The sequence below is a fragment of the Achromobacter animicus genome, assembly GCF_040775605.1.
Lineage (GTDB): Bacteria > Pseudomonadota > Gammaproteobacteria > Burkholderiales > Burkholderiaceae_B > Achromobacter > Achromobacter animicus.
Map to the genome: position 1 here is coordinate 2,012,144 of NZ_JAYGJK010000001.1, position 14,559 is coordinate 2,026,702.

General features: G+C 63.9%; 14 protein-coding genes. All 14 read left to right on the forward strand.

All coding sequences use genetic code 11. The annotated features are described in order from the left end of the window. Window position 1 precedes the first annotated feature (1 nt). The 14 genes from ispG to rpsU all read left to right on the forward strand — a co-directional run bounded on the left by ispG (window position 2) and on the right by rpsU (window position 14,549). Window positions 2-1,288, forward strand: a complete 1,287-nt coding sequence (ispG, locus tag AB3147_RS09075; protein ID WP_175125035.1) for a flavodoxin-dependent (E)-4-hydroxy-3-methylbut-2-enyl-diphosphate synthase — start codon at window positions 2-4, stop codon at window positions 1,286-1,288. Between the two features lie 54 nt (window positions 1,289-1,342). Further along, the gene (gene hisS / locus AB3147_RS09080; RefSeq protein ID WP_175125034.1) at window positions 1,343-2,629 is read left to right on the forward strand and encodes a histidine--tRNA ligase; all 1,287 of its coding nucleotides are present in this window, start codon (window positions 1,343-1,345) and stop codon (window positions 2,627-2,629) included. A 3-nt stretch (window positions 2,630-2,632) separates the two neighbouring features. Beyond that, on the forward strand, window positions 2,633-3,271 hold the full coding sequence (locus AB3147_RS09085; protein WP_175125033.1) for a YfgM family protein: 639 nt from the start codon (window positions 2,633-2,635) through the stop codon (window positions 3,269-3,271). 5 nt (window positions 3,272-3,276) lie between these two features. Further along, a complete protein-coding gene (gene bamB, locus AB3147_RS09090; protein WP_175125032.1) occupies window positions 3,277-4,434 on the forward strand; it encodes an outer membrane protein assembly factor BamB in 1,158 nt (385 codons plus the stop codon). Window positions 4,435-4,459: 25 nt separating this feature from the next. After that, window positions 4,460-5,812, forward strand: a complete 1,353-nt coding sequence (gene der / locus AB3147_RS09095; RefSeq protein ID WP_105238156.1) for a ribosome biogenesis GTPase Der — start codon at window positions 4,460-4,462, stop codon at window positions 5,810-5,812. A gap of 3 nt (window positions 5,813-5,815) precedes the next feature. Next, complete coding sequence (hisC, locus tag AB3147_RS09100; protein WP_367351757.1) at window positions 5,816-6,889, forward strand: histidinol-phosphate transaminase; 1,074 nt, start codon at window positions 5,816-5,818, stop codon at window positions 6,887-6,889. 156 nt (window positions 6,890-7,045) lie between these two features. Further along, window positions 7,046-7,282 carry an RNA chaperone Hfq gene (gene hfq / locus AB3147_RS09105; RefSeq protein WP_006218585.1) on the forward strand — a complete coding sequence of 79 codons (237 nt, stop codon included), beginning with the start codon at window positions 7,046-7,048 and terminating at the stop codon, window positions 7,280-7,282. Between the two features lie 84 nt (window positions 7,283-7,366). Next, window positions 7,367-8,473 carry a GTPase HflX gene (hflX, locus tag AB3147_RS09110; RefSeq protein ID WP_175125030.1) on the forward strand — a complete coding sequence of 369 codons (1,107 nt, stop codon included), beginning with the start codon at window positions 7,367-7,369 and terminating at the stop codon, window positions 8,471-8,473. Then, window positions 8,439-9,737 (forward strand): FtsH protease activity modulator HflK, encoded by a 1,299-nt coding sequence (gene hflK, locus AB3147_RS09115; protein WP_175125029.1) that lies wholly within the window; start codon window positions 8,439-8,441, stop codon window positions 9,735-9,737. Before hflX ends, hflK begins: the two co-directional genes overlap by 35 nt. An 18-nt stretch (window positions 9,738-9,755) precedes the next feature. Further along, window positions 9,756-10,658, forward strand: coding sequence for a protease modulator HflC (gene hflC, locus AB3147_RS09120; protein ID WP_175125028.1), 903 nt, complete (start codon window positions 9,756-9,758; stop codon window positions 10,656-10,658). Window positions 10,659-10,925: 267 nt separating this feature from the next. Next, window positions 10,926-12,083, forward strand: coding sequence for an ATP phosphoribosyltransferase regulatory subunit (locus tag AB3147_RS09125; protein ID WP_175139278.1), 1,158 nt, complete (start codon window positions 10,926-10,928; stop codon window positions 12,081-12,083). Between the two features lie 76 nt (window positions 12,084-12,159). Beyond that, complete coding sequence (locus AB3147_RS09130) at window positions 12,160-13,455, forward strand: adenylosuccinate synthase (RefSeq protein ID WP_218345276.1); 1,296 nt, start codon at window positions 12,160-12,162, stop codon at window positions 13,453-13,455. 81 nt (window positions 13,456-13,536) lie between these two features. Further along, complete coding sequence (locus AB3147_RS09135) at window positions 13,537-14,079, forward strand: phosphoribosyltransferase (RefSeq protein WP_056315724.1); 543 nt, start codon at window positions 13,537-13,539, stop codon at window positions 14,077-14,079. Window positions 14,080-14,336: 257 nt separating this feature from the next. Further along, complete coding sequence (gene rpsU, locus AB3147_RS09140) at window positions 14,337-14,549, forward strand: 30S ribosomal protein S21 (protein ID WP_006218592.1); 213 nt, start codon at window positions 14,337-14,339, stop codon at window positions 14,547-14,549. Window positions 14,550-14,559: the final 10 nt, after the last annotated feature.

The window sequence follows — 14,559 nt, forward strand, 5'->3', positions numbered from 1 at the left end:
GATGCAAGATTCTTCTCTGCCTTGCCAGGACGCGCCGCCTCCCCCGGTGGGAGCCGCAGCGCGCCGCGCCACGCGTTCCGTGGCGATCAAGTGGGGTGATCGCGTCGTGACGGTGGGCGGAGACGCCCCGGTCGTGGTCCAGTCCATGACCAACACCGACACCGCGGACGCCATCGCCACCGCGATCCAGGTCAAGGAGCTGGCGCTGGCCGGCTCCGAGCTCGTGCGCATCACCGTGAACACGCCGGAAGCCGCCCGCGAGGTCGTCGCCATCCGCGAACAGCTCGACCGCATGGGCGTGAACGTGCCGCTGGTGGGCGACTTCCACTACAACGGCCACAAGCTGCTGACGCAGTTTCCGGAATGCGCCCAGGCGCTGTCCAAATACCGCATCAACCCCGGCAACATGGGGGGCGGCAAGCGCCGCGACGACAACTTCGCGCAAATGATCGAAGTCGCCTGCCGCTACGACAAGCCGGTGCGCATCGGCGTCAACTGGGGCAGCCTCGACCACGAACTCATGGCGCGCAAGATGGACGAAAACAGCCGGCGCGCCCAGCCTTGGGAAGCGCAGGCCGTCATGCGCGATGCGCTCGTTGTTTCGGCCATCAGCAATGCCCAGCGCGCCGAAGAACTCGGCCTGCGGCGCGACGCGATCATCCTGTCGTGCAAGGTCAGCCATGTCCAGGATCTCATCGCGGTCTACCGTGATCTGTCCGCCCGTTGCGACTATCCCCTGCATCTTGGCCTGACCGAGGCGGGCATGGGCAGCAAGGGCATCGTGGCTTCGACCGCCGCGCTTGCCGTGCTGATGCAGCAAGGCATCGGCGACACCATCCGCATTTCGCTCACGCCTGAACCCGGCGGCGAGCGCAGCCGCGAAGCCATCGTCGCGCAGGAAATCCTGCAGACCATGGGACTGCGCGCCTTCACGCCCATGGTCGTCGCCTGCCCGGGCTGCGGCCGCACCAGCAGCACGTTCTTCCAGGAACTTGCCGACAGCATCCAGTCGTTCCTGCGCCGGCAGATGCCGGTGTGGCGCGCGCAATACCCCGGCGTCGAATCCATGAACGTCGCGGTGATGGGCTGTGTGGTCAATGGGCCGGGCGAAAGCCGTCATGCCGACATCGGCATCAGCCTGCCGGGTACCGGCGAAGTGCCGGCCGCGCCGGTGTTCGTCGACGGCGAGCGTACGGTGACGCTCAAGGGCGACCATATCGCCGAAGAGTTCCAGGCCATCGTTGAAGAATACGTTGCGCGCCGTTATGGCGCGCTCGCCTCTCACTAAAGTAAGGGTGTAGCCACTGGCGCGCGTCTCGGGCGCGCCCGTGGCATGATCAAGATGACTCAAGCTTTCCAGAAAGTCGCCGCCATACGCGGCATGAATGATCTGCTGCCGGGGGCTAGCGCCCGCTGGGAGCAATTCGAGGAAATCGTGCGCGGCTGGCTGCGCGGCTACGGCTATCGCAATGTGCGCACGCCGGTGCTTGAGCATACGCGCCTGTTTGCGCGCGGTATCGGCGAAGTCACCGACATCGTCGAAAAAGAGATGTACACGTTCACCGACGCGCTCAACGGCGAATCGCTGACCATGCGCCCCGAGATGACCGCCGGCATCGTGCGCGCCTCCATCGAGCACAACCTGCTCTACGACCGTCCGCAACGCGTCTACTCCATCGGTCCCGTCTTCCGCCACGAGCGCCCGCAGCGCGGCCGCTACCGTCAGTTCCACCAGATCGACGTCGAGGCCCTTGGCTTTGCCGGTCCCGATGTGGACGCGGAACTCATCGTCATGCTGGCCCGCCTCTGGAAGCTGCTGGGCCTGAAGGACGTGCGCCTTGAACTCAATTCGCTGGGCCAACCCGCTGAGCGCGCCGCGCACCGCGCTGCCCTGATCCAGCATCTGGAAAAGCACCGCGACATCCTCGACGAGGACGGCCAGCGCCGCATGTACAGCAATCCGCTGCGCGTGCTGGACACCAAGAACCCCGCCATGCAGGAAATGGCCGACAGCGCGCCGCGCCTGTTCGACTTCCTGGGCGAAGAGTCCCGCGCGCACTTCGACGGCGTGTGCCAGCGCCTCACCGACGCCGGCATCGAATACCGCTTGAACCCGCGTCTGGTCCGCGGCCTGGACTACTACAACCTCACCGTCTTCGAATGGGTCACCGACCGTCTCGGTTCCCAAGGCACGGTTTGCGGCGGCGGCCGCTACGACGGCCTGGTCGAACTCTTGGGCGGCAAGACCGCGCCGGCCGTGGGCTTTGCCATCGGCATGGAGCGTCTGCTCGACCTCTGGGAACAAAGCGTTGAAATCGCCGCGCCGGCCGAGTGCGATGTCTACATCGTGCATCAGGGCGAAGACGCGCAGCGCCTGGCTGCCCGGGTCGGCGAAGACCTGCGCGACGCGGGCCTCTCGGTCATCGTGCATGCCGGATCCGCAGGCTTCAAGTCGCAATTCAAGCGCGCGGACGCCAGCGGCGCCCGCGTTGCGGTTATCCTTGGCGCCGACGAAGTGGCGTCGCAGACGGCCAGCGTCAAGTTCCTGCGCGCAGAAGAGCAGGGCGAGGCGGCGCAGCAACAGGTTCCGCTGGCAAAGCTGGCCGACGCATTGAACAACAAGGGTTAAGGCATGGCATACGATCTTGAAGAACAGGAAAAACTCGACGCGATCAAGGCGTGGTGGGCCCGCTATGGGACGCTGCTGCTGGCCCTGACGACGGTGGTGCTCCTGGCTTGGGGCGGCTGGTGGGGCTGGAAGGCGTACGAATCGCATCAGGCCAACCAGGCCATGGGTTACTTCGAAGCGCTGGAAGACGCCGCTCGCCTGGGCGGCGCCGATTCCTCGGTGCGCATCAAGACAGCCGCCTCGACGCTGCGCGAAAAATATCCCAACACCGGCTATGCCGCGCGCGGCGCCCTTGTGGCGGCGCAGGCTCTGCAGGCGCAAAAGGACGACGCCGGCGCCCGCGAACAGCTCGAATGGCTGGCTGGCCAAGGCAAGAACCCCGCCATGCAAGCCGTGGCGCGCCTGCGCTTGGCAGGCATGATGCTGGACCAGAAGCAATACGACGCCGCGCTGGCGCAGTTGAACAATCCGCCGGCCGCCTTTGCCGCCTTGTTCGCTGACCGCCGCGGCGACGTGCTGGCTGCGCAAGGCAAGCGCGAGGAAGCGCGCGCGGCCTGGCAGAGCGCCATTGATGGCCTGGGCCTGGCCAATCCCCTGACCCAGGTTGTGCAACTGAAACTGGATGCCTTGAGCGGAGCGTGACTGTAATGCGTAAATTTGCACCTGGCCGTACGTGGCGCGGCGCCGTTCTGCTGGCAAGCCTGCTTGCCCTGGGTGGTTGCGGCATGTTTTCCCATGACGACGGCCGTTACGATCCCGCGCCCTTGACCGAATACAAGGCCGGCATGTCCGTGCGCCAGGTCTGGTCCACGTCCATCGGCAGCGGCTCCGGCCTGGGCTTCGCGCCCACCGTGCTCGGCGACGCCATCTATGCCGCGACGCCTGACGGCTCCGTCGGCAAGTTCGATCTTCAGAGCGGCCGTGTCATCTGGAAGGCCAAGGCCGACACCAAATTGTCTGCCGGCGCCGGCAGCGATGGCACGACCACCGCCGTGGCGTCCCCCAACGGCGACGTCATCGCCTTCGACGACACCGGCAAGGTGAAATGGAAGGTCCGCGCCACCAGCGACGTCGCCATCCCGCCGGTTGTCGGCTACGGCATCGTCGTTGTTCGCAGCGGCGACTATCGCATCCAGGCCTTCGACGCCAACAGCGGCGAGCGCGTCTGGAGCGTGCAGCGTCCCGGCCCCTCGCTCGCCTTGCGCAGCGTTGCGCAGATGGTCCTGGCCGAAGGCCTGGTCATCACGGGTCTGCCTGGCGGCAAGCTCCTTGCCATCGCGTCCAACAGCGGCAACGTGCAATGGGAAGGCACCGTCGCCACGCCGCGCGGCGCTGGCGACCTGGAGCGCCTGACCGACGTGGTCGGCGCGCCTCGCATCGCCGGCAACCTGCTGTGCGCCGTCGCTTATCAGGGACGTATCGTTTGCTTTGACGTCACCGCCGGCGGCCGTCCGCTCTGGACGAAAGACTTCTCCAGCGTCAGCGGTCTCACCCTGGACGACCGCTTCGCCTTTTCCGCCGACCAGAACAGCGTGGTCAATGCGTTTGCGCTGGATAATGGCGGTAATCTCTGGAAGCAGGCCGCCCTCAAGAACCGCCAGGTCACCGCTCCGGCTATGCTGGGGGGTGCGCTGGCTGTCGGCGATCTGGACGGATATGTGCATTTCCTGTCGCGCAGCGATGGCAGCCTGATGGCGCGTCTGTCGGTGGGTGGCGGCGCGGTCGTGTCGCCGCCGCAGACGACGCCCCAAGGCGTGCTGGTCCAGACGGGCAATGGCAATCTCGTCCTGATCGGCACCAACTGAACCTTATAAAACAAAGCCTTTTACCGTGTCTTTCAAGCCTGTCGTTGCCCTGGTCGGCCGCCCCAATGTGGGGAAATCGACCCTTTTCAACCGCCTGACGCGATCGCGCGCCGCGCTGGTGGCCGATTATTCCGGCCTGACCCGCGATCGCCATTACGGCGAGGGCAGGGTGGGCGATATTCCGTTCATCGCCATCGATACCGGCGGCTTCGAGCCCGTGGCCAAGGACGGCATCCTGCTCGAAATGGCCCGCCAGACCCGGCAGGCCATCGCCGAGGCGGACGTCGTCGTGTTTCTGGTGGATGCGCGCGCGGGCATCAATGCGCACGACCACGAAATTGCGCAACTGCTGCGCAAATCCGGCCAGCAGCGCGTGCTGCTGGCGGTGAACAAGGCCGAAGGCATGGGCCTGGGGCCCGCCATCGCCGAGTTCCATGAACTCGGCCTGGGCCAGCCCTATCCGATTTCGGCGGCGCATGGCGATGGCATCGTCGACCTGATCGAGCTCGCGCTCAAGGATCTGGCCGAACCGCCTGCCGAAGAAGAACCCGCCGAAGAAGGCGAACACGATCATCGCATCAAGCTGGCGATCGTGGGCCGTCCCAACGTGGGCAAGTCCACGCTTATCAACACGTTCATGGGCGAAGAACGCGTCATCGCGTTCGACATGCCAGGCACCACGCGCGACGCGATCGAAATCGATTTTGATCGCGACGGACGCCGCTACACGCTCATCGACACCGCCGGCCTGCGCAAGCGCGGCAAGGTGTTCGAGGCCGTCGAAAAGTTTTCCGTCATCAAGACCTTGCAGGCCATCGAGGCCAGCAACGTCGTGCTGCTGATGCTCGACGCGCAAACCGAAATCTCCGAGCAGGACGCCCACATCGCCGGGTTCGTGCTCGAAACCGGGCGTGCCGTGGTCGTGGCCGTCAACAAGTGGGATGGCCTGGACGGCGAAGAAAAGGAACGCATCGAGCGCGAGTTCAACCGCAAGCTGCGCTTCCTGTCGTTCGCGCGCGTCCACACGATCTCGGCGCTGCGCGGGCAGGGCATCAAGCCCTTGCTCAAGTCCATCAATGCCGCACACGCCGCCGCGTTTGCCAAGCTGTCCACGCCCAAGCTCACGCGCGAGCTGCAAGCCGCAGTCGAACAGCAGCAGCCGCCGCGCAAGGGCATCTTCCGTCCCAAGTTGCGCTACGCGCACCAGGGCGGACAGAACCCGCCGCTGGTCGTCATCCACGGCAATGCGCTGGACGCTATTCCCGACTCGTACCGCCGGTACCTCGAAACGCGTTTCCGCAATGCGTTCGACCTGGCCGGTACGCCGCTGCGCATTGAATTCAAGTCTTCGCACAACCCCTACACGCAGGAAAGCTGATCCATGAGCCGTTTCTGGAGTCCCGTTGTCGGGACGCTCAGTCCGTATGTGCCGGGCGAGCAGCCCAAGCTTCAGAATCTGGTCAAGCTGAACACCAACGAGCATCCTTACGGGCCGTCGCCCAAGGTGCTCGATGCGATCCGCGCGGCCTGCGACGATACGCTCAAGCTCTATCCGGATCCCTCCTCGGACCGCCTGCGCGAGGCCATCGCAACGGCCGTCGGCGCGCAGCCGCAGCAGGTGTTCGTGGGCAACGGATCCGACGAGGTGCTGGCGCACGCATTTCTTGCGCTGCTCAAGCATGATCGCCCGCTGCGGTTCCCGGACATCACCTACAGCTTCTACCCGGTGTATTGCGGCCTGTACGGCATCGAGTTCGAAACGATGCCGCTCACCGCGGACTTCCGCATCGACGTCGAAGACTACCTGCCGGCGCGCCACGGGCAGGCCGGCGCCATCATCTTCCCGAACCCCAATGCGCCCACCGGCCGTGCGCTCAGCGCCGCCGAGGTCGAACGCATCGTCGCCGGCAACCCTGACACGGTCGTCGTCGTGGACGAGGCGTACGTGGATTTCGGCGCCGAATCGGTGATCCCGCTGGTCTCGCGCTACGACAACCTGCTGGTGGTGCAGACGCTTTCCAAGTCGCGCTCGCTGGCCGGTTTGCGCGTGGGCTTTGCCGTGGGCAGCGCTGCGCTCATCGACGGCCTGGAGCGGGTAAAGAACAGTTTCAACTCCTACCCCATCGATCGGCTGGCATCCGCCGGCGCAGTGGCGGCGCTGGAGGATACGGAGTATTTTGAGCAGACCCGCAAAGCCGTGATCGAAACCCGGTCGCGCATGACCGCAGGGCTGGATTCGCTGGGCTTCGAGGTGCTCCCGTCGGCGGCGAACTTCGTGTTCGCACGCCACCCGGAAAAAGACGCCGCGACGCTCGCCACCGCCCTGCGTGAACGCAGCATCATCGTGCGTCATTTTCGTCATGCGCGAATCGACCAATTCCTGCGCATCACGGTGGGTACGGAAGGCCAATGCGACATGCTTCTGCAAGCGCTCGACAAGATCCTGCAGGCGTGATTTCAAGGGCTTTTCAGCTGGAAAACTCTGGTCTCATTTTTGCTTCCCGGCCAAGTAGCACGGGCCGGGAAAACCCTGTAGAGTACGTGTTTCGGCGTGCTCCACCAGTACAAAAAGCGCGTCATCACTCAATAACAATCAAATGGAGCCTGGCCAATGAGCAATAAAGGGCAAACTCTGCAAGATCCGTTCCTCAACACGCTGCGCAAGGATCATGTGCCCGTGTCGATCTACCTCGTGAACGGCATCAAGCTTCAAGGGCAAATCGAATCCTTCGACCAATACGTGGTGCTGCTGCGCAATACGGTCACCCAAATGGTCTACAAGCACGCCATCTCGACCGTCGTTCCCGCGCGTGCCGTCAATTTTCAAGTGGAAGTCCCTGCTGAGTAATCTCGCTCCAGCTTTACCTTTTATTGCCCGCCAGACGGTTCCCGTCGGCGGGCATTTTCGCTTTGGCTCGAATATGGTGCATGTATGCGCGCTCTGATCATCAGTGTGGATCTCGGTGATCCGGACTTCACGGCGCACGCCGAGGAATTCGCCATGCTGGCCAAGGGCGCGGGCGCCGAAATCGTCGGCACCCTGACGGCCCGCCGCGATCGTCCCGACGCCAAGTTCTTCATCGGCTCCGGCAAGGCCGACGAGGGCGTCGCGATGGCGCAGGCGCTGCTCGCCGATATCGTCCTTTTCGATCAGCCTTTGTCGCCCGCCCAACAACGCAACCTTGAACGCGCCTTCAACTTGCGCGTGGTGGATCGCGTCGCCCTCATCCTTGATATCTTCGCGCTGCGCGCAAAGAGCCACGAAGGCAAGCTGCAGGTCGAACTGGCGCAGCTCCAGCATCTGGCCACGCGCCTCACGCGCATGTGGAGCCACCTGGAGCGGCAGCGTGGCGGCATCGGGATGCGCGGCCCCGGCGAATCCCAGCTCGAAATGGATCGCCGCATGATCGGCGCCAAGGTCAAGACGCTGCGCGAACGGCTCGACAAAGTCGAGCGCCAGCGCATCACCCAACGGCGCGCCCGCGCGCGGGGTGGGGCGCTGTCGGTGTCCCTGGTCGGCTATACCAACGCCGGCAAGTCGACGCTGTTCAACGCGCTGACCCGGGCCGACGCCTACGCCGCCGACCAGCTCTTTGCCACGCTGGACACGACGACGCGCCGCATCTGGATCGAAGGCGCCGGATCGGTGGTGGTGTCAGACACCGTGGGCTTCATCCGCGACCTGCCTCACAACCTTATTGCTGCCTTCCGGGCCACCCTCGAAGAAACCGTGCACGCCGACCTGCTGCTGCATGTGGTGGACTCGGCCAGCCCGCAGCGGGATGAGCAGATTTTCGAAGTGAACAAGGTCCTCGCCGAAATAGGCGCTGCCGCGATTCCCACCATTCTGGTATACAACAAGATCGACCGGGCGGGATTGGAACCGCGGGTGGAGCGCGATGCACATGGTACGATTGCGCGAGTATTTGTAAGCGCCACCGAGCGCGCCGGTTTGGATGCGTTGCGCGGGGCAATTGCGGAGACCGGACAGATTGTGGGAAACAATGCCGCGAATTATCAAACTCTTCAATCTGAATGACCCCGGTTGGGGTCGTGGAAACAACAATGGCTCCGAGCCGCCGCCCAAGCGGCCCCAAGGCAACGGAGACGGCCCTCCTGACCTGGACGAGGTCTGGCGCGATTTCAACAATCGCATCGGGAACCTGTTCGGGCGCAAGGGCGGTGGCGGCAATAACCGCCCCGGCAACCGTGGCGGCATGACGCCGCCATCCCCGCGCGGCACACGCATCGGCCTGGGCGTCATTGCTCTGGTCGCGGCGGGCATCTGGCTGGCCAGCGGCTTTTACATCGTGCAAGAAGGCCAGGTCGCGGTCGTGACCCAATTCGGCAAATACAAGAGCACGTCGCAAGCCGGTTTCCAGTGGCGTCTGCCGTACCCCATTCAAAGCCATGAAATCGTCAACGTGTCGCAACTGCGCACGTTCGAAGTCGGATTCCGTGGCGGCGCGCGCAACAAGGTTCTGCCCGAAGCGCTGATGCTCACGACGGACGAGAACATCGTCGATATGCAGTTCGTCGTCCAGTACCGCCTGAAGGCAGACGGCGCGCCCGACTATCTCTTCAAGACGCGCGACCCGGACGAGTCCGTGCGCCAGGCATCCGAAACCGCCATGCGCGAAGTCGTGGGCAAACAGTCGATGGACTTCGTGCTGTACGAAGGGCGTACGACGGTGGCTTCCCAAGTCCAGGCGCTGATGCAGCAGATCCTCGATCGCTACCAGACGGGCGTGCAGATCAGTACTGTCGCCATCCAGAACGTGCAGCCGCCCGAGCAGGTGCAGGCCGCGTTCGACGACGCCGTCAAGGCCGGTCAGGATCGCGAGCGCCAGATCAACGAAGGCCAGGCCTACGCCAATCAGGTCGTGCCGCTGGCCAGCGGTCAGGCATCGCGCATGACGGAACAGGCTGAAGGTTACAAGGCCAAGGTCGTCGGCGATGCGCAAGGTAATACGTCGCGCTTCACCAGCATCCTGGGCGAATACGAAAAGTCGCCCCAAGTCATGCGCCAGCGCATGTACCTGGAAAGCATGCAGGACATCTTCACCCGCGCCAGCAAGGTCATGGTCGACACCAAGAGCAACAACAACATGTTGTATTTGCCCCTGGACAAGATCATGCATCTGGCCGCTCAGGACGCAGGCAAGTCGAACATCGGCAGCTCTGGCTCGCCCGTGTCCAATGCGCCTGTCCAGCAGCCTCCGCGCGGTACGGCCGCGCCGGTGCCGCAGCCTTCCGGCAGCAGCAATAGCAACACGCTGCCCCGCGACCGTATGTCGCGCTAATCCGGAGGAGTCCTGAACATGAATCGTCTTATGCCCATCCTGGTCGGCCTGCTCATCGTGCTGGCCCTCCTTTCCTCCAGCGTTTTCGTGGTGCGCGAGCGCGACTATGCCTTGGTGTTCTCGCTGGGCGAGGTCCGCCGCGTCATCAGCGAACCTGGCCTTTACTTCAAGGTTCCGCCGCCTTTCCAGAATGTCGTCACGCTCGACAAGCGCATTCTGACCATCGAAACCAACGAAGCCGAGCGCATCCAGACTTCCGAAAAGAAGAACCTGCTGATCGACTCCTACGTCAAGTGGCGCATTGCGGATCCCCGCGTGTTCTACGTGACGTTCGGCGGTAACGAGCGCGCGGCCCAAGAGCGTCTGCAGGCTCAGATCCGCGACGCCCTGAACGCGTCGGTCAACGTGCGTACCGTGCGGGACGTGGTCTCGACCGAACGCGACAAGATCATGACGGAGATCCTGGAAAACGTCGCCAAGCGTGCCGAGCCCCTGGGCGTGCAGATCGTCGACGTGCGCCTGCGCCGCATCGAGTTCGCACCGGAAATCTCCGAGTCGGTCTACCGCCGCATGGAAGCCGAGCGTACCCGCGTCGCCAACGAGCTGCGTTCCATCGGCGCCGCCGAAGGCGAGAAGATCCGCGCGGAAGCAGATCGCCAGCGCGAGGTCATCGTGGCCCAGGCGTACGCCAAGGCCCAGGGCATCATGGGTGAGGGGGACGCCGCAGCGGCAGCCATCTACGCCCAAGCCTATGGCAAGAACCCGGACTTCTACACGTACTACAAGAGCCTGGAAGCCTATCGCGCATCGTTCTCCAAGCCGGGCGATGTGCTGGTCGTGGACCCCAGCTCCAGCTTCTTCCAGTTCATGAAGGATCCGGCGGGCGCTGCCTTGGCGCCGGTCACCGTGCCGGCCAAGTGATCTTGCCCAGCTAGCACGAACGAAAAGCCCCTCGGGTCCCCGAGGGGCTTTTCTGCTTCAGGCGGGACGACTTCCGCCCGGTATCGAGGGCGCAGCCGGGCAGTCCGGCCACGCCCGACCCACGGCTGGCGCTCGCGGCTGAACCATGTACAATACCGCGTAAGCTAGAAAACATTCCGCAGCGGCTGAGCGGGCTTACGCCCCTCAGCCGCTTTTCGTTTGGGCGACGCCCACGCATCACTTGGCGTTATTCAGGTAAACACATTCATGGGTAACTGGCTGCTGCCCGAAAGCCTTGCCGACGTACTTCCGGCAGAGGCTCGGCGCATCGAGGAACTGCGCCGCGAACTTCTCGATCTTTACCGTACTTACGGGTTCGAGCTGGTCGCGCCGCCCCTGGTCGAGTACATCGATTCATTGCTGTCGGGCACCGGCAGCGATCTGGATCTGCGCACCTGCAAGCTGGTCGACCAGCTTTCAGGCCGCACGCTGGGCGTGCGCGCGGACATGACTCCCCAGGTTACGCGCATCGACGCGCACTTGCTGAACCGCGCGGGCGTCACCCGCCTGTGTTACTGCGGCAACGTGCTGCATGCGCGCCCCTCGGACTTGCTGTCCAGCCGCGAACTGCTGCAGATCGGCGCTGAAATCTACGGCCATGCCGGATTCGAAGCCGACCTCGAAATCATCCAGCTCGTGCTGGAAACGGTTGCCATCGCTGGCGTGCGTAATCCGCGCCTGGACCTGTGTCATTCCGGCGTGCTGCGCGCCATCCTGAAATCGGACCCGGCAGCGGCCGAACTGGCGCAGGACGCCATCCGGCTGATGCGCGACAAGGATGTGCCCGGATTGGGTGAGCTCGTGGCACGCGCGCCCGGCATTCGTCCGGAAACGTTGAAGGCGCTGCAGTTGCTGCCCACGTTGTACGGTGGTCCCGAAGTGCTCAAGGTTGCCCGTCGCGACCTGCCGGCACTGCCGGGTGTCGCCGAGGCGCTCGACGCGCTTCAGGCGGTGGTGGATGCGATGCCGAACGTGTCGTTCAGTGTGGATCTGGCCGACGTGGGCGGTTACGCTTACCACACGGGCGTCAAGTTCGCCCTGTACGCCGAAGGCTGGCACGACGCGTTGGTCAGTGGTGGCCGCTACGACGACGTCAGTCGCGCGTTCGGCCGCGCGCGTCCGGCCACGGGCTTCAGTCTTGATTTACGCAAGCTGGCGGCGGGTCTGCCGCCGGCGGAAAGGGCGCGAGCGGTTCGTGCGCCCTGGGGGCAAGCCCCCGCTCTGACGGAGGCGGTTCGCCGCTTGCGCCGGTCAGGGGAAATCGTCGTTCAGGTATTGCCCGGTCACGAGCAGGATCAGGACGAATTCGTTTGCGATCGCGAGCTGGCGCTGCAGGATGGCGTCTGGACGGTCAAAACGCTGTGACTAACTCCCTCTCGGAAACGAGGGGGCCGCGGGGAGATTTCCGGATTTCCCGAGAAACTCGAAATTGATTCGTATCATGAGCAAGAACGTAGTCGTAATCGGCACCCAATGGGGTGACGAGGGCAAGGGCAAGATCGTCGACTGGCTGGCGGAATCCGTCCAGGGCGTGGTCCGCTTCCAGGGCGGTCACAATGCCGGCCATACGCTGTGGATCAATGGCAAGAAGACGATTCTTCGCCTGATCCCGTCGGGCATCATGCACCCCGGCGTCACCTGCTTCATCGGCAATGGCGTCGTGCTGTCCCCGGAAGCCCTGCTCAAGGAAATCGAAGAGCTGGAGGCCGCCGGCCTGGATGTGCGTTCGCGCCTGCAGATCTCCGAAATCTGCCCGCTGATCCTGCCGTACCACGTCGCCATCGACAAGGCGCGTGAAGCACGCAAGGGCGAGGGCAAGATCGGCACCACCGGTCGCGGCATCGGCCCGGCCTACGAAGACAAGGTCGCCCGCCGTGCCCTGCGCGTGCAAGATCTCTTCAATCCTTCGCTGTTCGACGAAAAGCTCGCCGAAGTGCTGGATTACCACAACTTCGTGCTGACCAAGTACCTGGGCGCGGAAGCCGTTTCGGCCAACGAAGTCCGCGATCAAGCCATGGCGCTCGCGCCGGCCATCGCCCCGATGGTCAAGGATGTCTCCAGCAACCTGTACGCCATGCAGCAGGAAGGCAAGCGCCTCCTGTTCGAAGGCGCACAAGGCGCGTTGCTGGACGTCGATCACGGCACGTACCCCTTCGTCACCAGCAGCAACTGCGTGGCAGGTGCGGCCTCGGCCGGCGCCGGCGTGGGTCCCCAGCAACTGGATTACGTCCTGGGCATCACCAAGGCGTACACCACGCGCGTCGGCTCCGGCCCGTTCCCCACGGAACTGGTCGACGAGATCGGCACCCGCCTGGCCACCATCGGCAAGGAATTCGGTTCGGTCACGGGCCGTCCGCGCCGCTGCGGTTGGTTCGACGGCGCGGCGCTGAAGCGTTCGGTCCGTCTGAACGGCATTTCCGGTCTGTGCATCACCAAGCTGGACGTGCTGGACGGCCTGGAAACCATCCAGTTGGGCGTCGGTTATCGCGTCGATGGTGAATTCCGCGACGTGCTGCCCTATGGCGCGCACGCCGTGGCGCAGGCGCAACCGGTGCTCGAAGAGCTGCCCGGCTGGAGCGAGTCCACCGTCGGCATCACCGAATACGCCAAGCTGCCCGCCGCGGCCCGCCGCTATCTCGAGCGCGTGGCGGAAGTCTGCGGTGTGCCGATCGACCTGGTGTCCACCGGTCCGGACCGCAACGAGACCATTGTTTTGCGTCATCCCCTGAAGGGCTGACATCGGGTTATTATTCCCAAGGCCGCCGCCGGTCATACCGGCGGCGGCCTTTTCGTATTTTTGTGCAGGAGATGCTTGCCTATGAGCACGCCGACCAGTGACGATAGCCATCTGTGGGTAACGTGGGACGATTACAACCGCTTGATCGAGCGCCTTACTTTGCAGGTGCATCAGTCGGGCTGGAAGTTTGACAAGATTCTTTGCCTGGCGCGCGGCGGTATGCGTGTGGGCGACGTCATGTCGCGTATTTTTGACGTGCCGCTGGGCATTCTTGCCACCAGCAGCTATCGCGAGGCAGCCGGCACCAAGCAAGGCGACATGGACATCGCCCAGTTCATCACCATCACCCGCGGCACGCTTTCCGGCCGGGTGTTGCTGGTGGACGACATGGTTGATACCGGCAAGACGTTCAACAAGGTGTTCGATCACCTGAAGAGCCAGTTCGCCGACATCACCGAATTGCGCAGCGCCGTGCTGTGGTGGAAGGGACATTCCCTGGCAACGCCCGACTATTACGTCGAGAAGCTGCCCACGAATCCCTGGATTCACCAGCCGTTTGAAGATTACGACAGCTTGCGTCCCCATCAGCTGGAAGCCTGGATCCGCAAGGGTTCCCAGAGCTGATCGCCGGCGGGGCAGGGACGGGGTGCTGGCCGCGGTCGAGCGCTGGCAGTAGGCAAACCGTCCTTACCCATGCTAGAATCGCTGGTTATCGCTAAACCGAACTTGGCTTGTTACTCTCTGGGTAGTCTTTGGGTAACGGAAACAGCCAGCTCAAACCCGGGCGAAAGCGTGCCCGGGTTGCGCTTTCAAGGCGTTGCTGGAAAAGCAAGCCAGGTTTGTCATCAACTTTGTTACCCTACAAGCAGGCCAATTACTTTATGCCTATCGTTCGACTGAAGGAAAACGAACCGTTTGAAGCCGCTCTGCGCCGCTTCAAGCGCACCATCGAAAAGACCGGTTTGCTCACCGAACTGCGCTCGCGCGAGTTCTATGAGAAGCCCACCGCCGAGCGCAAGCGCAAGCATGCCGCCGCCGTGAAGCGCCACTACAAGCGCATCCGTAGCCAACAACTGCCCCCGCGCCTGTATTGATTTCTGATTC